This is a genomic window from Pantoea sp. CTOTU46764, from assembly GCF_031974595.1.
In the GTDB taxonomy this organism is placed as follows: Bacteria; Pseudomonadota; Gammaproteobacteria; order Enterobacterales; family Enterobacteriaceae; genus Pantoea; species Pantoea trifolii.
Map to the genome: position 1 here is coordinate 90,576 of NZ_DALYOQ010000003.1, position 23,291 is coordinate 113,866.

The 23,291-nt window shown below is 54.3% G+C and carries 21 protein-coding genes and 2 pseudogenes; 12 read left to right on the plus strand and 11 right to left on the minus strand.

The window, feature by feature from the left end:
• From RTM06_RS02210 to RTM06_RS02245, 8 genes are all read right to left on the minus strand, one after another.
• On the minus strand, nt 1-604 hold a 604-nt coding region (locus RTM06_RS02210), incomplete at its 3' end, for a contractile injection system protein, VgrG/Pvc8 family (RefSeq protein WP_312179655.1).
• A 36-nt stretch (nt 605-640) separates the two neighbouring features.
• A complete protein-coding gene (tssL, locus tag RTM06_RS02215) occupies nt 641-1,297 on the minus strand; it encodes a type VI secretion system protein TssL, short form (RefSeq protein WP_312179657.1) in 657 nt (218 codons plus the stop codon).
• 532 nt (nt 1,298-1,829) lie between these two features.
• On the minus strand, nt 1,830-2,312 hold the full coding sequence (locus tag RTM06_RS02220; RefSeq protein WP_312179659.1) for a tellurium resistance protein TerW: 483 nt from the start codon (nt 2,310-2,312) through the stop codon (nt 1,830-1,832).
• Between the two features lie 175 nt (nt 2,313-2,487).
• Complete coding sequence (locus RTM06_RS02225) at nt 2,488-3,432, minus strand: HpcH/HpaI aldolase/citrate lyase family protein (protein ID WP_312179661.1); 945 nt, start codon at nt 3,430-3,432, stop codon at nt 2,488-2,490.
• A complete protein-coding gene (locus RTM06_RS02230) occupies nt 3,432-4,511 on the minus strand; it encodes a cysteine protease StiP family protein (protein ID WP_312179662.1) in 1,080 nt (359 codons plus the stop codon). The genes RTM06_RS02225 and RTM06_RS02230 overlap by 1 nt, the downstream gene beginning before the upstream one ends.
• Nucleotides 4,501-5,286, minus strand: coding sequence for a hypothetical protein (locus RTM06_RS02235; protein ID WP_312179664.1), 786 nt, complete (start codon nt 5,284-5,286; stop codon nt 4,501-4,503). Before RTM06_RS02235 ends, RTM06_RS02230 begins: the two co-directional genes overlap by 11 nt.
• The gene (locus tag RTM06_RS02240; protein ID WP_312179665.1) at nt 5,279-6,406 is read right to left on the minus strand and encodes a phosphoribosyltransferase domain-containing protein; all 1,128 of its coding nucleotides are present in this window, start codon (nt 6,404-6,406) and stop codon (nt 5,279-5,281) included. Before RTM06_RS02240 ends, RTM06_RS02235 begins: the two co-directional genes overlap by 8 nt.
• Before the next feature lie 10 nt (nt 6,407-6,416).
• Entirely contained in the window at nt 6,417-7,475 is a 1,059-nt protein-coding gene (locus RTM06_RS02245) for an ATP-grasp domain-containing protein (protein WP_312179667.1), read from the minus strand.
• 320 nt (nt 7,476-7,795) lie between these two features.
• On the opposite strand from RTM06_RS02245, the gene RTM06_RS02250 reads away from it, so the two are divergent.
• The 7 genes from RTM06_RS02250 to RTM06_RS02280 all read left to right on the plus strand — a co-directional run bounded on the left by RTM06_RS02250 (nt 7,796) and on the right by RTM06_RS02280 (nt 13,848).
• Nucleotides 7,796-8,380 (plus strand): TerD family protein, encoded by a 585-nt coding sequence (locus tag RTM06_RS02250; RefSeq protein ID WP_008103751.1) that lies wholly within the window; start codon nt 7,796-7,798, stop codon nt 8,378-8,380.
• On the plus strand, nt 8,380-9,558 hold the full coding sequence (locus tag RTM06_RS02255; protein ID WP_312179669.1) for a TerD family protein: 1,179 nt from the start codon (nt 8,380-8,382) through the stop codon (nt 9,556-9,558). Before RTM06_RS02250 ends, RTM06_RS02255 begins: the two co-directional genes overlap by 1 nt.
• A gap of 20 nt (nt 9,559-9,578) precedes the next feature.
• Nucleotides 9,579-10,034: a tellurite resistance TerB family protein gene (locus RTM06_RS02260; RefSeq protein WP_008103747.1), complete on the plus strand. Its 456-nt coding sequence runs from the start codon at nt 9,579-9,581 to the stop codon at nt 10,032-10,034.
• Between the two features lie 24 nt (nt 10,035-10,058).
• Complete coding sequence (locus RTM06_RS02265; RefSeq protein ID WP_008103746.1) at nt 10,059-11,096, plus strand: TerC/Alx family metal homeostasis membrane protein; 1,038 nt, start codon at nt 10,059-10,061, stop codon at nt 11,094-11,096.
• Between the two features lie 50 nt (nt 11,097-11,146).
• Entirely contained in the window at nt 11,147-11,725 is a 579-nt protein-coding gene (locus RTM06_RS02270; protein WP_008103744.1) for a TerD family protein, read from the plus strand.
• A gap of 57 nt (nt 11,726-11,782) precedes the next feature.
• Complete coding sequence (locus RTM06_RS02275) at nt 11,783-12,358, plus strand: TerD family protein (protein WP_008103742.1); 576 nt, start codon at nt 11,783-11,785, stop codon at nt 12,356-12,358.
• Nucleotides 12,359-12,606: 248 nt separating this feature from the next.
• The gene (locus tag RTM06_RS02280; RefSeq protein ID WP_293796651.1) at nt 12,607-13,848 is read left to right on the plus strand and encodes a VWA domain-containing protein; all 1,242 of its coding nucleotides are present in this window, start codon (nt 12,607-12,609) and stop codon (nt 13,846-13,848) included.
• Between the two features lie 18 nt (nt 13,849-13,866).
• Here RTM06_RS02280 and RTM06_RS02285 read toward each other — a convergent pair whose 3' ends face one another.
• Complete coding sequence (locus RTM06_RS02285) at nt 13,867-14,547, minus strand: HAD family hydrolase (RefSeq protein WP_312179674.1); 681 nt, start codon at nt 14,545-14,547, stop codon at nt 13,867-13,869.
• Nucleotides 14,548-14,658: 111 nt separating this feature from the next.
• Nucleotides 14,659-15,783 (minus strand): AI-2E family transporter, encoded by a 1,125-nt coding sequence (locus tag RTM06_RS02290; protein ID WP_256695883.1) that lies wholly within the window; start codon nt 15,781-15,783, stop codon nt 14,659-14,661.
• A 204-nt stretch (nt 15,784-15,987) separates the two neighbouring features.
• Here RTM06_RS02290 and RTM06_RS02295 point away from each other — a divergent pair, with 204 nt between their 5' ends.
• From RTM06_RS02295 to RTM06_RS02310, 4 genes and pseudogenes are all read left to right on the plus strand, one after another.
• Complete coding sequence (locus RTM06_RS02295; protein ID WP_312179677.1) at nt 15,988-16,218, plus strand: DUF1272 domain-containing protein; 231 nt, start codon at nt 15,988-15,990, stop codon at nt 16,216-16,218.
• A gap of 797 nt (nt 16,219-17,015) precedes the next feature.
• A complete protein-coding gene (locus tag RTM06_RS02300; protein WP_265299592.1) occupies nt 17,016-17,507 on the plus strand; it encodes an RcnB family protein in 492 nt (163 codons plus the stop codon).
• Nucleotides 17,508-17,616: 109 nt separating this feature from the next.
• Nucleotides 17,617-18,444, plus strand: a complete 828-nt coding sequence (locus tag RTM06_RS02305) for a Cof-type HAD-IIB family hydrolase (protein WP_256695886.1) — start codon at nt 17,617-17,619, stop codon at nt 18,442-18,444.
• A 125-nt stretch (nt 18,445-18,569) separates the two neighbouring features.
• A pseudogene (locus tag RTM06_RS02310) lies at nt 18,570-20,498 on the plus strand (methyl-accepting chemotaxis protein).
• A 32-nt stretch (nt 20,499-20,530) separates the two neighbouring features.
• On the opposite strand, the pseudogene RTM06_RS02315 reads toward RTM06_RS02310, so the two are convergent.
• A pseudogene (locus RTM06_RS02315) lies at nt 20,531-21,840 on the minus strand (iron-containing alcohol dehydrogenase).
• A 125-nt stretch (nt 21,841-21,965) separates the two neighbouring features.
• On the opposite strand from RTM06_RS02315, the gene gntT reads away from it, so the two are divergent.
• A complete protein-coding gene (gene gntT / locus RTM06_RS02320) occupies nt 21,966-23,282 on the plus strand; it encodes a gluconate transporter (RefSeq protein ID WP_256695889.1) in 1,317 nt (438 codons plus the stop codon).
• The last annotated feature ends 9 nt before the right edge of the window (nt 23,283-23,291 follow it).

Here is a 23,291-nt window from a genome sequence, read left to right on the forward strand (position 1 = left end):
CATCTCGGTGGTTTTCTTCATCCCAGGTGAAGTAATAAAAGACACCAATGCGCGACAGATGACGCTCAATAAAGGCGAGATCGCTCTCGGCATATGAGATATAGAAATCGCGAATTGGATACTGAGTATTTAGGCGAAAGTGATAATCCAGCGAGGAATATTCCCAGCGTTTGAGGATATCCTCTACCGCACCCGGTACGCTTTTATGCTGGTAAACGGCATAGGTCAGGCTGTTTTTTAGCAGCGCAAGGCGCGATTCCAGTGTGACCACATAACGTGTTTGGTCAGCAGAGGATTCGCACTGCTGGAAAGCGGTCACTACACCGCGCAAAATGCTCGGTTCTACTGACTGCCAGGGTTGGCCATCAGGATAAAACAATAGCTGAGCAGTGCTGTTAATCAGAATATCAGCGGGAATATCGCGTGTAGCGCTGGTGAGTTCAATGCTGTACTTCCACGGCGAATTCAATGCCTCTTCACCGCTAAAGCGCAGCACCGATAACAGGATGTCGGGACGCTGATTTTTCAGCGTCTGAATGCTCAGTTGATAGTGGTTATATACCGGCGTCTTGCCACCCGTAATAACAAAATCCTTTTTGCCCATTTACAGATTCCTTCCTGAAATTTGTTTGCCCGAAGCCTACCCTTTGACTAACAGATATTGCAGATGACCATCCATGATGAAAGTGGCGACAATAATGGCAACCAGCACACTGCTGCGAATAAGCCACGGAGAACGCTGCCAGAAAGATGTTTTATGTTTTGAACGCTGGATAATTACCGCGGAGTCGGCAGATTCAATCTGCTGCGGCAACCGCGCTTTTAGCTGCTGCATCAGCGACTGGCGCTCCTCATCGTCTTCCGTTCGGTATTTCCCGGCATAACCCAAATGCAGCATTCTGAAGTAACAGCTCACGGCGGCTTCAGCTGCTGCAGGTTCACGAAGCAGTTTTTTAATGCGGTCAAAGAAATGCTCACCACCATTGAGATGCCCGAGAAAGTGCCCCTGCAAAGGTGTGCGTTTCCACCAGGCAGAGATATCAGTTTCCGGAATGGTCATGATCAGTTCGTCGAGAAATACGCAGTGCGCGAATTTGATTTCTTCGCAGAGAGAAGCTGGAGCTCGCGCTGTAGTGAGTTGATCCTGAACCTGTTGAATCATATTGAAGCAACGCTGGTAGAGCGCATCATCAATCGTGATCGATTGCCCATTGCGGACCGCGAGCGCCAATAGCCAGGTATCCTGCATCAGCGCATCGAGAGTATTGGCTGTGATGTTGTGTTGTGAAAACGTCATGGGTACCTTCCTGGTAACGCCTAAACATTGTTAATCCATTAACCCAATTACCGATTTCAATTGGGGAGTTGTTATTGCCACGCTGCTTACTTAGCCGACCAAAGGTGGACTATCTGCCTTAGAAGAACGGCCTCTACCTTTAAACGGTACTGATGATATTACATTGAGTGATAGTTGATCAAACTGACAATTTGAGTTTGTGAAACAGGATTCCAATTTTCTGCCTGGTTTTACACTCGATATTAAAAAGAGCATTAACGCGATTCGGTTACTGCGATATTTTTATTTTAAATATTGATTTATTTATAATTTAATAACGAAGGGATGTTGTTCTGTGTTAGTCATCATGCGGTGCGATGATGTGAATGCTAATGATGAATATTACGATCGATGAAACGTGATTACGTTAACAGTTTTGGGAGGTTAGGGGACATTGTCCAGGTCGATGAGGTCCATTAATCATTTAAGGGGGTAGGTTTGCATCGCTGAAGTCAGTTGAAAATCATCGAGTCATTAAACCACTGCTGAAATATTACTGCCGTTTGAACTCATTCTTTTTAAGCATTAACTTCTCGATCAATTCATCTAACCCACTCTCCACCAGCATCTCTACCGCATCACTTCTTGTCGTTTCACTTAGTCTTACAACCTGATCGATTTTCCTTAAAACAGACATCCTCAGTGACAACGACACCGCTTTCTTTTTCTCTTTATCCAGAAATACCCGGCTGACGGTTTCGCTCTGTTGCAGTTCGGCATTGAGTTTGAGTGCTTCATTAATATGGCGCAGGCTTTTCTTATCGAGTTTGCCGGGTTCGGTCAATTGGTAGCAGTGGGTGAGGCGGCTGTATTTGATCTCCGCAGACCAGGATTCACGTAGCTCTTTTAGCGCGCGCGTCAGCGTGGGTTCGGAGCAGTCGAGTGAGGCGAGAATGCGGCTGGATGCGACCGGTTTGCCGCTGCTGAGCAGTGAGGCGAGCATAAATACGCGTGTCTGTCGGGTACTAAGTTGCATGGTCGATTGAGGCCTGCGTTAGTGATCAATGGTCTGTATCGCCCTCCTGGCAAACGTTTTTCGACAGTATCAGAGGGTATTTAAATATCAGATAAATAGGATCCGAAAATTCTTACGTTTGGTTTGTGGTTTGGTGGTAACGCGGTGGGCATGAATGCCCACCCTACAGGGTTTGTCAGGTTACCAGCATCAATGCGCCGTCAGCGCGAGCATCGGGTGCGATGCCGTATTCCTGCGCGCGGGCCAGAATAGCGGCGGCCCAGCGGCGATGCGTCGCTGGTTCGCACATCGCGCCCTGCGATTTAAATACCGCCTGGCTTGAGTTGAGGATGCGGAAGGCATCCGCCTGATCGCTGGCGGAAACCATCAGCATGTCCTGAATCTTGCCAATCTGGCTCGGGTGAATGGCGGTTTTGCCCACTAAGCCGTGCGCGATATCCTGCGCCAGTTCCTGATCCATAATCTGTTGATCGTCGATGTGCTCGCACACCGGTGCGGTCAGCGCAAAATCCCGCGACGCGAACACCGCCACCAGCATTTTAATGGTGTAACCCATCGGGCTGTCATACAGCGTGAAGTGGCGCGAGCGACGCAAAGACAGCACATTCATCAAGTCGTTACCGCCGATGCGCAGGGCGATCACGCGCTCGCGGCAAGCATGGTTTTGCAGCGTGAGGGCCAGCTCGCGCATTGCCACCACGTCGAACACCTCTTCGGTTTCCAGCGTCGGCATCATGCACAGATGGCTCGGTTCGAGAATCTGCCACCACAGCGGCAAGGAGTCGGCGGTGAATTTCGGCAACACAAAGCCGTCTATCGCGCTGAGGTTGAGGTTTTCCACCAGCCACGCGCCCATCTCGCTGTTACGTGGACGGATAAACACCAGCGGCCACTGCGTGTTGCCATTGGCGCGCTGTTCGGCATTCAACACCTGCAGGATTTGCTGGAGATTGTGCAGCGCCTGCGGCAAATCCGCATCACTGACCGCATCTTCCAGGCAGATCACCAGCGAGCGCAGGCCACTAATTTTGTTGTGCAGAATGGCATCGACGATATCGCTGCGCACCGCCGGCATATACAGCGTCGCGCCCAAACGCCACGGAGAGAGACGGCCGTTCATCACAGCACCTTTTTGATTATCGTCACGGCGCGGTATTGCCCAAGATCGGCACCCGCTTCTGTGATGGTCAGCCCTTTTTGTTGGGCAAGATAGACCAGCAACGCCACGTCAGGATCGTCCACCGAACGGACCAGCACTTGATCCGGCACGCGGCGCAGCACGGCGCGCGTGGCTTCGGCGATACCCGGCTTAATGCGGTTGATGCTGTTCACCTGATAACGCGCCGCCAGCATGGCGATCACCGCTTCACTTTGCGCTACTAGCTGTTGTTGATGTTGTGGATCCTGCTGGCAAGCGGGCAGGGCGCTGACATCCAGCGATCGCGCATATTCCGCCACGGTGTTCACCAGCTGCTGGCTGCAATCGTATTGCGCCAGATGGTCGCACTGCACGCAGCCGTGCAAGCCCGCTTCAGACCACAACGAGCGCGAGATCAATCCTGAAACCGGCGCGCCCATAATACCAAACGGGATCAGCCAGTCATCATCGCTGGCCGAAAGCCACGCCCGACCGCAAGGATCGGCCAGCACCACTAAGCGCGGTTGCGCCGGATAGCCAGGACGATGTTCGAGGCTGCGAATCAGCTCGCCGGTGATGGCGCCTTTGCCGGTCCAGCCATCAACGAACACAATGCCTGCGGTGCCGTGGCGCGCTTCGATGATCTCCAGCGCAGCCTGATCAATCCCGCGATCGCGGATGATGCTGATGCCGTAATGGTACGATTCGCGGCCCATCGCGCGCAGCGCCTGTTGCAGCATCACGCCGAGCGGCACACCCGCGCGCACCAGGCTTACGAGCACAATCGGCATGTCGCCAAACTGGTGTGCCAGCGTCCGCGCCAGCATGGTGACTTCTTTCGCCAGGCGTCCGGCACCTGCGTCAAGCGCGCGGGAAAACAGCTCAAGGTGCCAGCGCGTCGGTTCCGGTTCCTGGCTCAACATCTCGGAATAGTGGCGCGTGCCGGATTGGATCAGCTGCTCTTTTTGCTCCACCGGCGTCATGTCGATCTCGACCGGCTTGAGCAGGAATTCGACGTCGCCGGCTTGGTACGATCCAGAGAAAGGCAGGTTATTCACCATCTGATTGTTCTCCGAATAGGGATTGGTTGATGCGTTCGGCAAACTGGCTTTGACGCGGAATGCCGTACCAGCTGCACAGCTTCATAAAGCGATGATCGCTGAGGCTGTCGCCGAGGCCAATCACCGGGAAAACGCCGCGCTCGCTGCGCAGTTTTTCCAACAGGTAGCTGACGGCTAAGCCTTTTTCCACCACGTTCGGCAGCCACGCGACGTTGTTGCTGTTGCGATGGATGTAATAGCCGGCGGTGGGGAAGCGTTGCTCGATTTCATCGGCGATGGCGTAAAGCTCCTCGAGGCGCGTGCTGTCGCGGTGCTTCATCACCAGATAGATCGGCGTGACGCCATATTCATAGTTGATGCGCGCCCAGCCGTTGATGTCGCGCTCTGCCATCAGATCGGTGATCGCCTGCTGCATCGAGAGCAGCGCCGGGCCGTACGGCGTTAGTTTTTCCAGCATGTGCGCGCGCCATGCTGCATCTTCCTCACCTTGCGGATTGAGGATTACCGCGCCATGCGTAGTCACCGCCCACGAACGGAATGGGATCTGCACGCGGGCGATCTCTTCGGTGCCGCGTGCGGTGACCGGGATCAAATCGGCTTGCGCGATCATCCAGTCGACCAGCATCGACTGCTCTTCGGTCATAAAGCTGCGCGGCTGCAGGCTGAGATCGAGCGCGCCGGTGCGGAACGGCTCGAGATCCAGCTCGTCCACCATTTTGCGGCGCGTCTGAAATAGCGTGTCGTCGAGGTCGGAAAAAATTACCGGTTTATTCATAGCTGATCACCTCCACCTGCGGCGCTACCCTGGCCAGTGCCGTGGTTAACAGCGGATCCACGCTGTCGATCGGCGTTTCGATGCACAGCAAAATGCGGTCAAACTGCTGATGCGCCACGTTGTAAACGAAGTTGGCGATGCCGAGACCGTAGTTATCACCGAAGGCGATAGCCGATTCGATGGCAAATCCGGTGGCGATTGGCGAGCGCGTGGTGGAGCTGTATTTCACCTCGGCGCCTTGTGCTGCCAGACGTTCGGCCAGCAGGAAGGGTTCCCAGACAAATTCGCTGCTGCCGAGCACGAGGATTTTTTCTCCCGGCTGCACCTGAATCGTGCGGCCAAGATCGCCCGCTGGCGCTTCCATGCCGAGTCGGCCCCAGCTTTGTTTGCCGGTGATTGGCACGGTGGCGGCATCGTTAAGCGCCACCGCGGGCATCGGCGGCAGCGCGGCGTCAGGATCCTGCTGCCAGTGCCAGTCGCCTTGCACCAGCGATACGGTGCGTACCGGCACCGGACAGCGCGCGGGTAAAGCATCGCCGCTCCAGTCGGTGAGCGTGACGGCGATAACCTGTTCTATCTGCTTTAAGCCGCCGTCGTTGCGCAGCGCGTCGAGCAGGTTAATAAAGGTGTTGCCGGTGGTCGCTTCGTCATCAATCATCACCAGCGTGCGCGCGTTAAGCACGCGCTGGCGCAGCTGCGCATCGTCGGGCAGATAGATCAGGTGATCGGTAGCGTGGCTGTGATTCTCTTTAAACTCGCACAGCAAATCCGCCTGCTGCGGATGGCGCGTCGAGGTGAGATATACCGCTTCGCTCACGCGCTGGCGCACTTCATCAAATACGCCTGCGCCCAGGCCAACGGCGGTTTCGGCCATGCCGATAAACAGTACCGGACCGTCAGAAAGCGGCGGAAACTGTTCAGCCAGCTGGCGATAAACGGCGCGCATTTTCTCCGGCGCGACCGGAATGTGGCGGCCAAGTACTTTACTGACGAACAGAAAAGCGCGCTTGGGATTGCGGCGCTCGGCGATCTCAAACAGATCGTCGATGGCGCTGATGCCGCCGGTTGGCGTGACGCTCAGCGTGCCGCATGAAAGCGTCCTGCTCCAAAGTGTGGTCATGGATAATTCCTCATTGAACCTGGTTGGACAGGACGGGGTTATACGCCACCACGTCGCTCAGCGCGCGTACGGTTGCTGGCGTGAAGTCGCGGCGGGCATCGTCGATCACCTGCTGCTGACTGATCAAGCCTAGCTGGCGCAGGGCAAACAAGCCGGGAAGATTTACGCCGCTGAAACGGGTGTAACCAATGCCGCCGGAAGGGCGCATATTGATCTCCAGTAATAGCGGTTTGCCGCTGGCATCATTGCGCGTCTGCACGTTAATCAATCCATCTGCGCCCATCGCGGCGGCGCAGGCTTGCGCCAGCTTAAAGGCTTCGCCGCTGTTCTCCAGATACTGCAGCGCACCTTCTTTGCGGCGCGCCACGGCGGCCAGTACCTTGCCGTTTTCCGCCAGCATATCAACCGAGTATTCCGGGCCCGGCAGATACGGCATCAGCACCAGCGGTTCCATGCTGTCGGCGGCTTCCAACGCCTGTAAGTAATATTCGGCTTTCACCCGGCGCGCATCCGGATGGGTAAACGCCGCCATCGGCGAGACGCTTTCATCAAACTGCCAGAATCCCATGCCATAAATACCGGTAACCGGCTTAACGCACAGCGGCAGATCGCCAAAGGGCTTGCGGGCGATCAACTCGCGCAACTGTACGGGTGAATCAATGCGCAGTGAAGGCACCACCGGCAAATTCAGGCTTTTCATATGGTGGGCAAACGCGACTTTGTCATCGGCCAGATCCAGCATCGCGACATCGCGTGCGCCGGTGGTTAAGCGCGTACCGCTGGCTTCGATAGCGGCGCGATGGGCTTCAAACCAATGCGCATGTCGACCGGTATGGATCGCCTGAATGGCGTATTTTTTTACTGTAGAAAGAATAAATTCGAGGCGCTGATTAATATCACCAGGTTCAATTAATGCATGATCCGCCAGAGAAAGTATTTCATTACGCGATTGGCGATGTGATGCATAAATCGACACGTTGTAGTTATGTTTTTTAGCTGTAGATGTAATGCCATTAATTATATCGCGTTGGGAGGACAAACCTTCCATTAGCCAAATTTTGTGAGGCATTTCTAATTATTTCCGCAAGAGGCTGGTGGCTGGGTTATGACTGGCGAGTTTATTTCTCACCTCGAAACGAGTCAATCATAATATGATTTTTTACCCTAACGTAACCTTATGAATTTTAATGTAAAGAATTGTCATGTTTAGTGCGTTGTCTCTTTGGGGTGGATTCGCTTAAGTTGTTCTTCCACAACGCTTTATTGTGTTTCATAAAATTGCTGTGAAAATTAATGCTGAACATGAATATCATCATGATATGATTTTGCCCTCATGGAATTTGATGCAAAAATAAAACCCTTTTCAAACCTGTTTGAAGGAATTATGACATGGTTTCATTAAGCAAGAATCAGACGGTCTCACTCAGCAAACAAACCGCTTCGCTGAATAAATTACATTTCGGCTTAGGCTGGGATCCAATTAAAAAGAAAGGCTTGTTAGGCAAGCTATTTGGCGGCGGCGGAGATTCCATCGATCTCGATGCCAGCTGCGTATTATTGGATCAATCCGGTAATGCCATTGATACCATCTGGTTCCGCGCATTAACCTCCAAATGTGGTGCGGTGAAACACAGCGGCGATAACCGTACCGGCGAAGGCGATGGCGACGATGAAGTGATCAACGTCGAGTTGTCACGTCTGCCCGCCAACGTTGAGTATCTGGCGTTTACCGTGAACAGCTTCCAGGGCCAAACCTTCAACGAAGTGGAAAATGCCTTCTGCCGCGTGGTTGATCAAAACGGCAAAGAGCTGGCGCGCTATGAGCTGACTGAGCAAGGTAGCCATACCGGCATCGTGATTGCTTCGCTGCACCGCAACGGCGGATTGTGGGACTTCACGGCGCATGGCCGCGCGAGCGCCGGTCGTACCATCGATGCGATGCAAAACGACATCGTTGCCGCAGTGGTGCGCTAATGAATATGACGCCGGGGAGCAATGCTCCCGTTCCCGCTAATCTGCTGACGGTGCGCGTGCTCGCTGGCGCCGCCGTTGATGCTTCCGCCTTTCGTCTGTTCGCCAGCGGCAAAGTGAATGGCGATGCCGATATGGTGTTCTATGGTCAGCCGGATAACGATGACCGTACCATCAGCCTGAAAAGCGAAGGGCACAACTCCGCCTTTTCTGTCGATCTCACTCGCTTGCGCCCCGACGTGCAGAAAGTGGCCTTCACCGTCACCTGTGACGGCGGCCGCAACGTATCGGGCTTGCAACGTCTGGCGATTCAGGTGGAGCAGGGCGGCAACGTGCTGCTGAGCGGTAACGTGGAGCTGGTGGGACGTCAGGAAGCGGCATTGATCCTCGGCGAACTTTATCGTCGCAACAATGAGTGGAAATTCCGCTTTATTGCGCAGGGTTTCAACGGCGGCTTGCAGCCGCTGGCGGAACATTTTGGTGTGGATATAGCGGAACCTGCGCCTGCACCAACGCCTGCTCCTGCACCACAGGCGGCACCGGCTCCAGCACCGACACCCGCGCCGGCAAAAATCAATCTGAGCAAAGTGTCTCTTACCAAAGAGAAGCCCGCCATCAGCCTGACCAAGCGCGATAACTTCGGTGAGATCCGCATCAATCTGAACTGGCACCGTGAAACCAGCAGTGGCGGCGGGTTGCGCGGATTGTTCGGCGGCAACAAAGGCGTGGATCTCGATCTCGGCGCCTTCGTTGAGCTGCAAGACGGCTCGCGCGGTGTGATCCAGGCGCTGGGCGGCAATTTTGGCGCTATGCACGCCAAACCTTTCGTACACTTGCAGGGCGACGATCGCACCGGCGAAGTGACCGATGGCGAATGGCTGCACATCAACGGTCGCGAATGGAGTCAGATTCGCGAAGTGTTGGTTTTCGCCTTCATCTATCAAGGTGCGGCGAGCTGGGACAAAACGGATGGCGTAGTGACGCTGCACATTCCAGACCAGCCACCGATTGAAACGCGTATGACTGAAGGGGAGAATCGCCGCAACATGTGTGCGATTGCTCGCCTGGTCAATGAGAACGGCAGTATCCGCGTCGAGCGTATCAATCAGTTCTTTAACGGGCATTCCGATATGGATAAAGCTTTCGGTTGGGGATTCAACTGGCGAGCCGGTTCCAAATAATTTCAGACAGAGGATTCACTATGAGCTTTTTCAACAAGGTTAAAGGCGCATTTAATTCCGGCCGCGATGAATTAACCAAACAGGTTAGCCGCTTTAAAAATAAGAAATTTATGCAAGGTACGGTGGCGGTTTGCGCACGCATTGCGGTAGCAGACGGCAGCGTGAGTGCGGAAGAGAAGCAGAAGATGATCGGTTTTCTGCGTGCCTCCGAAGAATTGAAAGTCTTTGATACCAATGAAGTGATTGAGTTCTTTAACAAGCTGGTGAGCAGCTTCGATTTCGATCTGGAAATTGGCAAGGGCGAAACCATGAAGTACATCATGGCGTTGAAAGATCAACCGGAAGCCGCGCAGTTGGCGATCCGCGTAGGTATTGCTGTCGGTAAGAGTGATGGTGATTTTGATGCTGACGAGCAGAAAGCGGTGCGCGAAATCGCCGTCGCTTTGGGCTTTGATCCAGCAATATTTGGTCTGTAATTTTTTATCTTTTAAGGGTTCATCATGGTGTCTACGCACATTGGCTTCCCAACTGAAACAGTCGCGGTTTTCATCGCGCTGTCAGTAGGAGCTATTTTTATCGACCTGTTCATGCACCGCGGCGACAAGCCGATTTCGCTGAAAAGCGCGGCGCTGTGGTCGGTGTTCTGGGTGGCGGTGGCGATGGGTTTCGCCGGCTTCCTCTATATTCATCACGGCGCTGAAGTTGCCAGCCTGTTCGTCACCGGTTACGCGCTGGAGAAAGTGCTCTCCGTCGATAACCTGTTCGTCATGATGGCGATCTTCTCGTGGTTTGCTGTTCCGGACCGCTACCGTCACCGCGTGCTCTATTGGGGCATCATCGGTGCCATCGTCTTCCGTGGCATCTTCGTGGCGATCGGAACCGGCTTGCTGAGCCTCGGCCCTTACGTCGAAATCGTGTTTGCGCTGATCGTAGCGTGGACGGCGGTGATGATGCTGAAAAGCGGCGACGACAGCGACGAGATCGAAGATTACTCGCAGCACCTTGCCTATCGCATGGTGAAGCGCTTCTTCCCAATCTGGCCAAAAATGCGCGGCAACGCCTTCCTGCTGAATCAGAAAGAAGTCGATGAAGAGCTGCAGAAGCCAGAAAACAAAGACGTAGCGATTGGTCGCGGCAAGAAAGCGGCGCTGTATGCCACACCGTTGATGCTGTGTGTGGCGGTGGTTGAACTCTCTGACGTGATGTTCGCCTTTGACTCCGTGCCGGCGATTATCGCGGTAAGCCGTGAACCACTGATCGTGTATAGCGCCATGATGTTCGCCATCCTCGGCTTGCGTACGCTGTACTTCGTACTTGAAGCATTGAAACAGTATCTGGTTCACCTCGAGAAAGCCGTTATCGTGCTGCTGTTCTTCATCGCGGTGAAACTGGGTCTGAATGCTACCGATCATATCTGGCATCACGGCTACAGCATCTCTGCTAGCGCCAGCCTGTTTGTGGTACTCGGCGTGTTAGCCGTCGGTATCGTACTCAGCGTGATGTTCCCCGGTAAACCCGAGGAAAAAGAAGAGAGCTGATCTTCTGCCCGTAATGTGTCTGAAAAATCATTAACCAAGAGGTAATTACAATGAGCGTTTCTCTTTCTAAAGGCGGTAACGTTTCGCTGAGCAAAGCGGCACCAACCATGAAAAACGTCCTCGTTGGCCTTGGCTGGGATGCACGTTCCACCGATGGTCAGGACTTTGACCTTGATGCGTCAGCGTTTTTGCTGTCCGCGAGCGGCAAAGTCCGTGGCGATGCTGACTTCATTTTCTATAACAACCTGGTCTCTTCCGACGGTTCTGTTTCGCACACCGGTGACAACCGTACCGGTGCCGGTGATGGCGATGATGAATCGCTGAAAATCAAACTGGATCTGATTCCAGCCGACGTCGACAAGATCGTGTTTGTGGTCACCATCCATGATGCGCAGACCCGTCGTCAGAGCTTTGGTCAGGTTTCCGGCGCGTTTATCCGCCTGGTGAACGATGACGATCGCAGTGAAGTGGCGCGTTACGATTTGACCGAAGATGCCTCCACCGAAACCGCGATGCTGTTTGGTGAGCTGTACCGTAACGGTGCCGAGTGGAAATTCCGCGCGGTAGGCCAGGGTTATGCCGGCGGCCTCGCCTCGGTGTGTGCTCAGTACGGCATCAACGCATCTTAATCAACACGGGCAGCCACGCGCTGTCCGCATCATCCAATTAAAAGCAGGAGCTTTAAAATGGCAGTTTCTCTGGTAAAAGGCGGTAACGTTTCCCTGACTAAAGAAGCACCAACCATGAATGTTGCCATGGCGGGTCTGGGTTGGGATGCACGTGTAACAGATGGTCAGGACTTCGATCTTGATGCGTCAGTGTTTATGGTCGGTGACGACGGTAAAGTGCTGAGCGATGCCAGCTTCATCTTCTTCAACAACAAGCAGAGCGCTTGTGGTTCCGTTGAGCATCAGGGCGATAACCGCACCGGTGCCGGTGATGGCGATGACGAGCAGGTAAAAATTACCCTGTCTAAAGTACCGGCTGACGTGAAAAAGCTGGTCTTTGCGGTCACCATTTATGATGCAGAAGCGCGTAAGCAGAACTTCGGCATGGTGAGCAACAGCTTCATGCGTATCTTCAACAATGACAACGGCGCTGAAATCGCCCGTTTCGACCTGTCTGAAGATGCGTCTACCGAAACCGCGATGGTGTTCGGTGAGCTGTATCGCAACGGTGCTGAGTGGAAATTCAAAGCGGTTGGTCAGGGCTTCGCCGGCGGCCTGTCGGCGCTGGCTTCACAGCACGGCGTGAGCGTCTGATTTAAAGCATTGCTAACAAAGCCCCGGCTTGTCCGGGGCTTTTTATTGTCTAAATAACGGATCAAAACTACAAAGTGCTTATTGCGTAGCGCGAAGCGTTAATCGGTCGCCATGAATGGCGACCCTACGTATTTGTAGGGTGCGCATTCATGCGCACCTGGGCGATAAATCGCGCCGCTACGGAATGTATGAAGAGTGGATGCAGTGCTTAGCTGAGCAATATTATTCTTTAACAGGAGGTTAAAAGTATGATGTTACAACCGGGTCAGAACCTGCCGCTGAACACCACTGAATTGACGTTGCGCCTGCACTATGCTGCTTCACCCACGTTGCGCGGCGATGTGGACACCAGCGTTTTCCTGCTCGATGCCGCTGGCAAAGTGAGCGGTGATGCCGATTTCATCTTCTTCAATCAGCCCGCAACCGCCAATCGCAGCGTGGTCATGCAGAGCACGCCGCAAGGCTGCACCATTAATCTGGACCTGACAAAGATTGCCGCCAGCGTCAGTAAACTCGCCGTCACCTTAGTGATTGATGGCGATGAAGCGATTAATGCGCTTAACAGTTTGACGTTAACCGCCGAGAATATTGCGCAGTTCAGCCCGGAAACGCTCGGGCGCAGTGAAAAGGCGCTGATCCTTGCCGAAATCTATCGCCACAATGGCGGCTGGAAACTGCGTGCGCTGGGGCAGGGATTCAACGGCGGGCTCGAACCGCTGGCGCGCAATTACGGCGTCGACATCGCCCAGCCCGTTGCTCAGCCAGCCACGCCAACCGTGGTTAGCCTCGAGAAAAAGCTGCAAGAGAAAGCGCCAAGATTGGTGAGCCTGGCGAAAAATGCCACCGTTAGCCTGAGCAAATACCAGCTGCAAACGGTGAAAGCCAAGGTGGCATTTGTGCTGGATGCTTCAGGTTCGATGAAAGGGCAGTTCAGTAAGGGTAACGTGCAGGCAGTATTGGATCGGATTGCAGTGCTGGCGGCGCAGTTTGATGATGACGGTTCGATGGATGTCTGGGGTTTCGGTCAGCAGCACGCGAAATATCCCGATGTGACGCTGGATAATCTTGATGGCTACATCGCCACCATTCAGCGTGGCGGCAAGAAATCGGCGTGGGAGATTTTACCTGGGCTGGGCGGCACCAACAATGAACCGCCGGTGATGGAAGAGCTGATTGATACCTTCCGCCACAGCGATTTGCCAGTGTATGTGGTGTTTATTACCGACGGCGGCATCAGCAAAACCCGCGCCATCAAAGAGGCGATTCGCCGCTCGGCTAACTATCCTATCTTCTGGAAATTTGTCGGCCTTGGCGGCAGTAACTATGGCATTTTGCAGGATTTGGATAACTTCAACGATCGCCGCATCGACAACACCCATTTCTTCGCCATCGACAACTTTGCCAGTTTGGCGGAAGACCGTTTATACGATCTGCTGCTGGAGGAGTTTAAGCCGTGGTTGGATGCGGCAAAGGCTGACCGGATTTACTGATCAGCCCGAAGAGAGCGGCTACGGATCCAGACGCAGCATGCGCAGTTTTTCCAGCGGCACGCGGCGTTTTTTCCAGGTTGGATGGAAATGACGCCAGTGTGGATCCTGCGCGGCGGCCAGTAACTCAAAATCACCGCGCGTATCGCCCCAGGCGCGCAGGTGATAGTTATGCAGCGGGCCGTAGACGCTTTCCAGTCGCTTAACCTTTTGCCCACAGCGGCAGTTATGACCGGTAATCTTTCCGGTAAGAATGCCGTCCACCACTTCTAATTGGGTGCCGATCAGGTTGATGCCCAAACGCTCGGCGAAGGGTTCTAATACCATCGCAGGCGAGGCGGAACAGATGGTCACTTCCGCGCTGGAGTTCACTTCAGCGGCTACCGCTAACAGTCCGGCTGGACGCATCAACTTGTTCCAGTTGGCCGCGCAGAACAGTTGCGCCTGCTGGCGAATCCATTTCTCCTCAACGCCGGTTAAAAAGGTGTGAATCAACACTTCTTTTAACTCATCACGCGTTAGCTTTTTACGCATGCAGCGCAGCGTTGGCAGTGCCAGTCGGGCAATTTTGCGTGCGAATGCACGTTTGCCAAAGCTGAAGCGCAGAAAGGGGATAAAGCTGTCGTGAATAGTCAGCGTGCCGTCGAAATCGAAGACTGACAGAACCTGATTTTCACGCGCTAAGGAGGATTCCATGGACATGTTGTTCTCTTTTGTCGCAAGCCGTAATCAATGCAACGATGATAGCAAATGGCGGGACGATATTCTCATGCCGGAATGCGGCTACCGATAAACGGTAGCCGTTTGAAACGCTTACTCGCGGATTTTGCCCTCTTCTTCGCGGGTTTTACCCTCTTCGATAAACTCTTCGTCGATCTCTTCTGAGTTCTCGCGGTTATCGCGACCGGAAAGCAGATTCCAGCAGGCAATAAACAGCGCGGCGATCAGCGGACCAATGACAAAGCCGTTGATGCCGTACACTTCCATGCCGCCCAGCGTGGAGATCAGGATCAGATAGTCCGGCATTTTGGTGTCTTTACCGACCAGCAGCGGACGCAGGATGTTATCCACCAGGCCAACCACCACCACGAAGAAGCCAATCAGGAACAGGGCTTTCCAGATGGCGCTGGTGGCGAAGAAGAAGATGGTTGCCGGGACCCAAACAATCGCGGAACCGACCGCCGGAATCAGCGACAGGAACGCCATCAAGGTGCCCCACAGCAAACTGCCGTCGATGCCGGTGATCCAGAAGGCGATGCCGCCCAGTACACCTTGCACCACTGCAACCACCACCGTGCCTTTAACTGTGGCACGTGAGACCGCTGCGAACTTCATCATCAGGTGATGTTTCACGTAGGTTGAAAGCGGCAGCGCTTCCAGAATCAAATTCACCAGCCAGGCGCCATCTTTCAATAGGAAGAACAGCAGATAGAGCATCACGCCAAAGCCAACGGTAAAGGTGAAGGTCCCTTTGCCGATCAGGAACACGCTGCCCGCCATGTACTGGCCGCCTTTCAGCGCAAAACCAGAGAGCTTCTGCTGAATCTCCTGCGCGTTGTTCAGGTTGTTATCGGCGAGATAGTTACGCGCCCACGAAGGCAGATGCTGCAGCAGATCGGCAAACACCGCCGGGAACTGCGCAGAGTTGTTCTGCAGCTTGGTGTACACCGTGTTGACTTCAACCACCATCGAAGAGGTGATCAGCGCCAGCGGCGTGAACACAATCAGGCAGATAATCAGCAGCGTGGCAAACGCAGCCAAACCGTTACGATCGCCCATTTTACGACGCAACAGCGACTTCAGCGGATGGAAGATCACCGCCAGAATCGCGGCCCAGAAAATGGCAGAAAAATACGGTGTCAGCACATCAAAAAAGGCGTAGGTGACAAGCGCCAAAATCACGATAAAGAAGCCTAAATTAAGTCCTTTAATACGCATTACAGTGTCTCGTTAGTAGATAAGGCGATTGAACTATAGAACGCCTAGCGGGGAATGTAATGTTTTTAGGGCAGATGGTTCGCTTAAGCGCCTGACAAGCGCAGACCAACGATGTCCCGATTTGTCCGTCTGATGTCTGTTCACTGGCTGGTGCAGCGGCATTATTACGGTGATGATGGTGGCTGAAACTCACCGGAGGAAATCATGCTGGAACTACGTCCTAACTGCGAATGCTGCGATAAAGATCTGCCGCCGGAGTCACTTGATGCGCGCATCTGTTCGTTTGAATGCACCTTCTGCGTTGCCTGCGCGGAAGGCGCGCTGGCGCAGCGCTGCCCTAATTGCAGCGGTGAAATGGTGCGTCGACCGATTCGTCCTGCTGCGGCGTTAGCGCGTCATCCGGCGTCCTCAATGCGCCATTTATCTTCGTCATGAGATAGTGAGCGTGCAAACGAATATTCTGCCCATGTAAACGTTTATCCTAAATAGTTTATCAGGCTGCCTCGTGATATTTGAACGTGACGAAAGTAGGGGAATTTTGAGCACGATAGTAATCACCGCCGTGTATTAATGTTGGTTATAAACAGTTGGGGCTTAATAAGGAGCAGTGATTGTTAAATACTCACCGGGTTGCGCGTGCGGCGTGCTGATATTTAAAAGGTTTAAGAAGTTAATGGTGTTGTTTTTAAAGGTATATCCACCATTCTTGATAGCATGGATTAGCTGCTTTAATGCCTTGTTATTCTGTCTTTGCCGAATCTGGTCAGAGCACAGACCTTATTTATCCTGAAACAACGTTCCTAAAATAATATTTTTTCTGTCATTTAATTTTTGCGTATTTTTCTGAAAAATAGTCCTTTTCAAAAGAAGTTTTCAATTTTAAATGGTATTGTTTGCTGGCAATGCTAGTGATGTGGCATTGTGTGCTTCAGTTTTACCCTCACTTTTGCAGGGTTTACCCCTTTATGCAATTTATGGAAATTGAATTATCCTCCCGATCCTTGCGATCGGGTTTTTCTTTATATTCCCCGCTTTCTCTCCAATAAACGCGCATGCGTGCGTTCGATCCAGTTAATGTCAGAAAATACACAATCGTTAAGAAAGTGATAATTTGACGTAATTTCCTGTAAGTATCCGGTTTTTAAGAGTTTTGGAAATGCTTTTCTGTCTCCATTTAATCAATAGTAATGCTCAACGGCACAGCAACCGCCGTTATCCCTGGAGGCAACACCATGAAAAAAACAACACTAAGTCTTATTGCGTCATTTATTGCATGCAGCACACTGTTTTCTAGCGTCTCTTGGGCAGACGGCCCAGGTGACCAGCGCTGGCAGTCGCACGGCGGCGACCAGCATCAGGACCATGGACGCGGCCCGGATCGTGGCGGCGACCGCGGACCGGATCGCGGTGATCATCACGACCGTGGCCACGATCACGATCGCGGACCTGGCCCGGATCGTCACGACCATTACGCTGACCATCGGATGCCGGAAGGACATCGTGGCGGCGACCGCTTTGCCTGGGGCGGCCATGACTTCCGTCGCGGCTATCCGGCACCGCCGGAGTTTCGGGGTCCGCACTATCGCGTAGATGACTGGCGCGACCGTGGTCTGTATGAGCCACCGCGCGGTGAACATTGGGCTTACATCGATGGCAATTACGTGCTGGTGGCCGCAGCAACTGGCATCATCACCGCGATTCTGCTCAACGGCGCGTTCAACTAATCTTCCCCAGCGGATGGCTTCGGCCATCCGTCTTTCTCTCCGCTTTATCCGCTCACCAGGTTATTCTCTCTACGACCCGTTTTTCCTTTCGATACGTTAAGGAGTGATGATGACCGTGGTAAAAATGGTGGCGGTGGATAAAGACGGCACCTTTCTCGACGACAATAAACAGTACAATCGCGCACGTTTTAACGCCTGCTATCAGGAGATGAAGCAGCGCGGCATCAAGTTTGTGGTAGCCAGCGGCAACCAGTATTACCAACTCAAATCCTTCTTCCCGGAGATCGCCAGCGAAATTGCCTTCGTGGCGGAGAACGGCGCGTGGATTATCGATCGTGACGAAGAGTTATTCTGCGGCGAGTTCTCCCGCCAGGATATTGATGCAGTGCTGGATACGCTGCACAACGGTAATTATCCCGAACTGCGCTACATCCTGTGCGGACGCGACAGCGCTTACTACTTCGAAGGCCTCGATGAAAAGTGGCTGGTGAAAATGCGTCACTACTGTCATCGGCTGAAGGCGATTCGCAGCCTCGATGACGTCGCGGGCGATAAGCTGTTCAAGTTCGCGCTGAATCTGTCGGATGATTATGTGGAACCGCTGATGGCGGACATTGAGCGTCTGCATCAGGGAGCGGCGGCGGCCACGTCCAGCGGTCACGGATCGGTGGATTTGATTGTGCCCGGCAACCATAAAGGCCACGGCCTCGATCTGCTGGGCAAACGCTGGGGCATCGAACGCAGTGAAATTCTGGTGTTTGGCGATGGTGGTAACGATCTCGAAATGCTGCAGCAGTCTGGCTTCAGCTTTGCCATGGCGAACGCACCGCAGAAGGTCAAAGATGCGGCGCGCTTTGAAGCACCGAGCAATAACGACGAGGGCGTTTTACAGGTGATTGAGCAGATGCTGGCCGGCAAACCGCCGTTTGTCATTTAATCGTCATTTCTAGCTGAATTTATTCTTTGCTTTGCCGATATTCGATTGTGACGGAACGCACAATTCGCCGCTGAGCGGCACTTCTTATCTCAATCGTTAATGCAGTCGGTTAGAAAGGATAAATTATGTTGCCAACCCGTTTGGCTACCCGCATGACGCTGGGTGGCCTGCTATTACTGTGCGTCACAACCGCAGTGGTGTTCTCCGTTCTGTTGTTGCGCGGCCAACCGCGCGTCATCGAGGCCAGCCATACGCTGATTGAGCAGGCCGGTAGCAATCTGGTCAGCCAATTAAATCAGCAACTGGTGCGCATTGAAGGCGAAGCCGTCAGCATGGCGCGCCTTGCCGAAGTGTTGCCGCACGATGCTACGTTGTGGCAGCAAAGTTTCCCGCAAATCATCAATAGCAGCGGCAATAAAACCATTGCCGGTGGCGGCGTATGGCCGGAACCCGATGCTTTTAGCGCCGGTGTGCAGCGTCGCAGCTTCTTCTGGGCGCGACAGAGTGATGGCGCGCTGGCCTATTCCGATGACTACAACCTGCCTGCGGGCAACGGCTATCAACAGGAACGCTGGTACAGCGCGGTGCGCAACGGGCCGCGCGATCGTTGCGGCTGGTCTGAGGTTTATCAGGATCCGGTATCCGGCGTGAAAATGGTGACCTGCAGCGTGCCGTACGCGGCGGGCGATCGTTTTGCCGGCGTGGCGACGCTGGATGTGCAACTGGATAATCTTGCGGGCTTTATGCAGCAGAAAGGGCAGGTGACTGGCGGTTATGCCTTTGCGCTCGATAGCACGGGCAATCTGCTCTATTACCCAGGCCAGGATCTGAAATCGCTCACCACCTTAAGCAGCCTGGCGGAAAAATCCAGCTGGCTGGCGCCGCTGGCCGCACGTATCGCTCAGTTAAAAGGCGATGGCAAGGTGTTGCAGCTGTCAGATTTCAATGACGACTACTTGCACACCAGCGCGCAGGTCACGCTGTTCCGCATGCCCGGTACCGGTTGGGTGCTTGGCCTGGTGACACCTGAAAGTGCGGTTAGTGGCCTGGCACGTACCATGATGCGTGACATCTTTACCTTCCTGATCCCAGCGATGATCGTGCTGCTGCTGTTAACCTGGGCGTTTACCCAACGCATTGGTCAGCGCCTGAAAGCCACGCATGCGGCGCTGGATGAAATTGCCAATGGCGATGGCGATTTAACCCGCCGCCTGACCAAAAGTGGACGCGATGAGCTCGCGGATATCGCCGGTGCGTTCAACAGCTTTGTCGATAAGATCGCCGGCGTGATTACTCGCGTGCAGGGCAGCGGCGAAACGGTGGCGGCCAATGCATCAGGATTGGCGCACAGCAACACCGCGCTGTCAGAGAAAATTGCTGAGCAGGCTGCGGCGCTTGAGCAGAGCGCGGCGGCGATGGAGCAGCTCAACGCGACCGTGCAGCAAAACGCCGAAAATACCCGACTGGCTGATGCCGCCGCCGAGCAGACCGCGTAGATTGCCCGCAGCAGCAGCGACGTGATGGGCGAAGTGGTAAGCACCATGGGTGCTATCCAATCCTCATCGCGCCGCGTGGCGGAGATCCTGACGGTGATCGATAGCATCGCGTTTCAAACCAACATCCTTGCGCTGAATGCGGCGGTGGAAGCGGCACGCGCCGGTGAGCAGGGCCGCGGTTTTGCCGTGGTGGCATCGGAAGTGCGCGCCTTAGCCCAGCGCAGCGCCACGGCGGCGCAGGAGATTAAAGCGCTGATTGCCGATTCCGACAGCAACGTATTGGCTGGCAGTAAGCTGGTGGAAGGCGCGGGGCAGCAGCTTTCGAAACTGGTTACAGACGTGCATAAAGTGAAGCAGGTGGTAAGCGAGATGCGCGTGGCCGGTGATGAGCAAAGCAAAGGTATTGCCGAAGTGACGCTGGCAGTATCGCAGATGGAGCGCGGTATTCAGCAAAACCTAATGCTGGTAACGCAAACCGCCGAAAATACTCAGGCGCTGCGTGATGAAGCGGCGCAGCTGGCGCAAGAGATCGCGATGTTTAAAGTGGCTGAGCAGTAAAAAATCGGGCAGCGTTGGCTGCCCGTTATGATTTAGACGATGCGCCAGGCGGCGGCAATCATCTCGGTCAGCGTGGGTGCATCGTAGCTGACCCAACCGTTTTTGCTGTTGGCGCGCGACACAATCCAGTCGACGTCGGTGGCTGACAGCGTTGGGACATCTAACCAGAACGGCACGATCGCCTGCTGCTGGATCCAGGCTTTCAACGCCAGCGCGGGCGGCGCGGGATCGTCCGGCAACAGCTGTTGACCGAGCTGCGCCATCAAACGTTGCTGCTCAGCATGCTCGGTTTCCGCCAGCACATCGAGGAACGGGAACAGTAAGCGTCCGCACACTTCGCCGTGATGGAACGGTTTGATCGCCCCCAGCTCTCCAGCAATACCGTGGATCACGCCCAATCCGGCACTGCTCAGGCACACGCCTCCCAGCCACGACGCCATCATCATCGCTTCTCGTGCTGCATCACCACGCTCGTCATCACGGTTTAAATCCGGCCAGGCTTTGAAGAACAGTCGCAGACCATTGAGCGCGGTTTGTTGGGTAAACAGATTACCTTTGCGCGACAGATAGGCTTCGAATAAATGGGTGAAGGCATCGATGGCGCAGGTTGCCAGCACGCTGTCTGGCGCGCCTTTTAGCAGGTCGGGATCGAGAATCGCGACCTGCGGCACAAAGACCGGATGGCGCAGCGACGCTTTGACCTGAATGTGCTGCTGATCGGTCACCACCGCGTTCTGCGTGGCTTCGCTGCCAGTGCCGGCCGTGGTAGGAATGGCGATCAGCGGCAAAGTCACCGCTTGCACTGGCGTATCACCGACTTTTTCCAGATAGCGTGCGGTATTCAGCGGGTGCTGCATCATCGCGCTGAAGGCTTTGGCCGCATCCAACACGCTGCCCCCGCCAATCGCCACCACGCGATCAACATGGCCGCGCCAGCGCCGCACCCAACCATCAATTTCATCCGGCGAGGCTTCATGGCTGACGATCTCGTAACCGATAATCTGATCGTTGAGCGCGGCGCCCAGGCGCGCCCAGGCTGGACCGTTAAGGAATGATCGGCCGCAAAACAGCAGCGTCGGCTGGGTATTGGCCGCCAGCAGCGGTATCAGCTGGTCAATACTGCCGCGACCAAACAGGGTTTGTTGATTACTGTACAGCTCGATCAGATTCTCACTCACCTGCATGTCCTTCTTGTTTGGCTAAAGACCCTAGTGTAACCAAAAGCCGTGACACTCCCGCTGCAAACAATCTGATAACGCGCCGGCAAAAAGTTGATCACCTTCGCAAAACAGAAATTCCGCCGCTGCGGCTGGTGCTTTGTACGCAATGTTACCCTTAACATGATACCCGTAACATTGCTCAGCAGGATGTTTTCCTGCGGCGCAGACTGTTGATTCTCATGTCCTCTGGGATAACCAAAATAAACCGCTGCCGGTGATTCACCGCGCGCAAAAGTGGAGAAAAATTATGCCATTACTCTATGTGGCGATTGGCGTAGCGTTACTGCTGCTGCTGATGATTCGTTTCAAACTGAACGGATTTATCGCGCTGATTCTGGTGGCGCTGGCCGTAGGCATGATGCAGGGCATGCCGGTCAACAAAGTTATCGTATCGATTAAAACCGGTGTCGGCGGCACCTTGGGCAGCCTCGCGCTAATCATGGGCTTCGGCGCGATGCTGGGTAAACTGCTGGCGGATTGCGGCGGAGCGCAGCGTATCGCCACCACGTTAATTGCTAAGTTCGGCGAGAAACACATTCAGTGGGCGCTGGTGCTGACCGGTTTCACCGTCGGCTTTGCACTGTTTTACGAAGTAGGTTTTGTACTGATGCTGCCGCTGGTATTTAGCATCGCCGCTTCCGCGCGCGTGCCATTGCTGTACGTCGGTGTGCCGATGGCGGCAGCACTTTCCGTTACGCACGGTTTCCTGCCACCGCATCCGGGTCCAACCGCGATTGCCACGCTGTTCAACGCCGATATGGGTAAAACGCTGCTGTTTGGAACGCTGCTGGGGATTCCAACCGTAATTCTTGCCGGTCCGGTTTATGCGCGCTTCCTGAAAGGCATTGATAAGCCGATCCCGGAAGGTTTGTGGAACCCGAAAACCTTTACTGAAGCTGAGATGCCTGGTTTTGGCGTCAGCGTCTGGACGGCATTGGTGCCGGTGGTGCTGATGGCATTGCGCGCAGTGGCGGAAATGCTGCTGCCGAAAGGTCATGTGTTGTTGCCGTATGCCGAGTTCTTTGGCGACCCAATCATGGCAACCCTGATTGCGGTGCTGATTGCCATCTTCACGTTCGGTCTGAACCGTGGCCGCAGCATGGATGAAGTGATGGGCACCATCACCGATTCGATCAAGATCATCGCGATGATGCTGTTAGTGATTGGCGGTGGCGGAGCGTTTAAACAGGTGCTGGTGGACAGCGGCGTCGATAAATATATCGCCAGCATGATGCATGAAACCAATTTGTCGCCGATCTTCATGGCGTGGTCGATTGCGGCCGTGCTGCGTATTGCGCTGGGCTCCGCGACCGTGGCGGCGATTACGGCAGGCGGGATTGTCGCACCGTTGATCGTCACCAGCGGCGCCAGCCCGGAACTGATGGTGATTGCGGTCGGCTCTGGCAGCGTGATTTTCTCTCACGTCAACGATCCAGGCTTCTGGCTGTTTAAGGAGTATTTCAACCTGACCATCGGCGAAACTTTCCGTTCCTGGTCAGCACTGGAAACCATCATTTCAGTGTGCGGTTTGGTGGGCTGTTTACTGCTTGCCAACGTCATCTAAGCATCAAGG

Bases quoted from the DNA above. Each gene is read 5' to 3' on its own strand.
- tssL (WP_312179657.1), bottom strand. From the start codon at position 1,297: ATGACGTTTTCACAACACAACATCACAGCCAATACTCTCGATGCGCTG.
- RTM06_RS02220 (WP_312179659.1), bottom strand. From the start codon at position 2,312: ATGCAACTTAGTACCCGACAGACACGCGTATTTATGCTCGCCTCACTG.
- RTM06_RS02225 (WP_312179661.1), bottom strand. From the start codon at position 3,432: ATGAACGGCCGTCTCTCTCCGTGGCGTTTGGGCGCGACGCTGTATATG.
- RTM06_RS02230 (WP_312179662.1), bottom strand. From the start codon at position 4,511: ATGGTGAATAACCTGCCTTTCTCTGGATCGTACCAAGCCGGCGACGTC.
- RTM06_RS02235 (WP_312179664.1), bottom strand. From the start codon at position 5,286: ATGAATAAACCGGTAATTTTTTCCGACCTCGACGACACGCTATTTCAG.
- RTM06_RS02240 (WP_312179665.1), bottom strand. From the start codon at position 6,406: ATGACCACACTTTGGAGCAGGACGCTTTCATGCGGCACGCTGAGCGTC.
- RTM06_RS02245 (WP_312179667.1), bottom strand. From the start codon at position 7,475: ATGCCTCACAAAATTTGGCTAATGGAAGGTTTGTCCTCCCAACGCGAT.
- RTM06_RS02250 (WP_008103751.1), top strand. From the start codon at position 7,796: ATGGTTTCATTAAGCAAGAATCAGACGGTCTCACTCAGCAAACAAACC.
- RTM06_RS02255 (WP_312179669.1), top strand. From the start codon at position 8,380: ATGAATATGACGCCGGGGAGCAATGCTCCCGTTCCCGCTAATCTGCTG.
- RTM06_RS02260 (WP_008103747.1), top strand. From the start codon at position 9,579: ATGAGCTTTTTCAACAAGGTTAAAGGCGCATTTAATTCCGGCCGCGAT.
- RTM06_RS02265 (WP_008103746.1), top strand. From the start codon at position 10,059: ATGGTGTCTACGCACATTGGCTTCCCAACTGAAACAGTCGCGGTTTTC.
- RTM06_RS02270 (WP_008103744.1), top strand. From the start codon at position 11,147: ATGAGCGTTTCTCTTTCTAAAGGCGGTAACGTTTCGCTGAGCAAAGCG.
- RTM06_RS02275 (WP_008103742.1), top strand. From the start codon at position 11,783: ATGGCAGTTTCTCTGGTAAAAGGCGGTAACGTTTCCCTGACTAAAGAA.
- RTM06_RS02280 (WP_293796651.1), top strand. From the start codon at position 12,607: ATGATGTTACAACCGGGTCAGAACCTGCCGCTGAACACCACTGAATTG.
- RTM06_RS02285 (WP_312179674.1), bottom strand. From the start codon at position 14,547: ATGTCCATGGAATCCTCCTTAGCGCGTGAAAATCAGGTTCTGTCAGTC.
- RTM06_RS02290 (WP_256695883.1), bottom strand. From the start codon at position 15,783: ATGCGTATTAAAGGACTTAATTTAGGCTTCTTTATCGTGATTTTGGCG.
- RTM06_RS02295 (WP_312179677.1), top strand. From the start codon at position 15,988: ATGCTGGAACTACGTCCTAACTGCGAATGCTGCGATAAAGATCTGCCG.
- RTM06_RS02300 (WP_265299592.1), top strand. From the start codon at position 17,016: ATGAAAAAAACAACACTAAGTCTTATTGCGTCATTTATTGCATGCAGC.
- RTM06_RS02305 (WP_256695886.1), top strand. From the start codon at position 17,617: ATGACCGTGGTAAAAATGGTGGCGGTGGATAAAGACGGCACCTTTCTC.
- gntT (WP_256695889.1), top strand. From the start codon at position 21,966: ATGCCATTACTCTATGTGGCGATTGGCGTAGCGTTACTGCTGCTGCTG.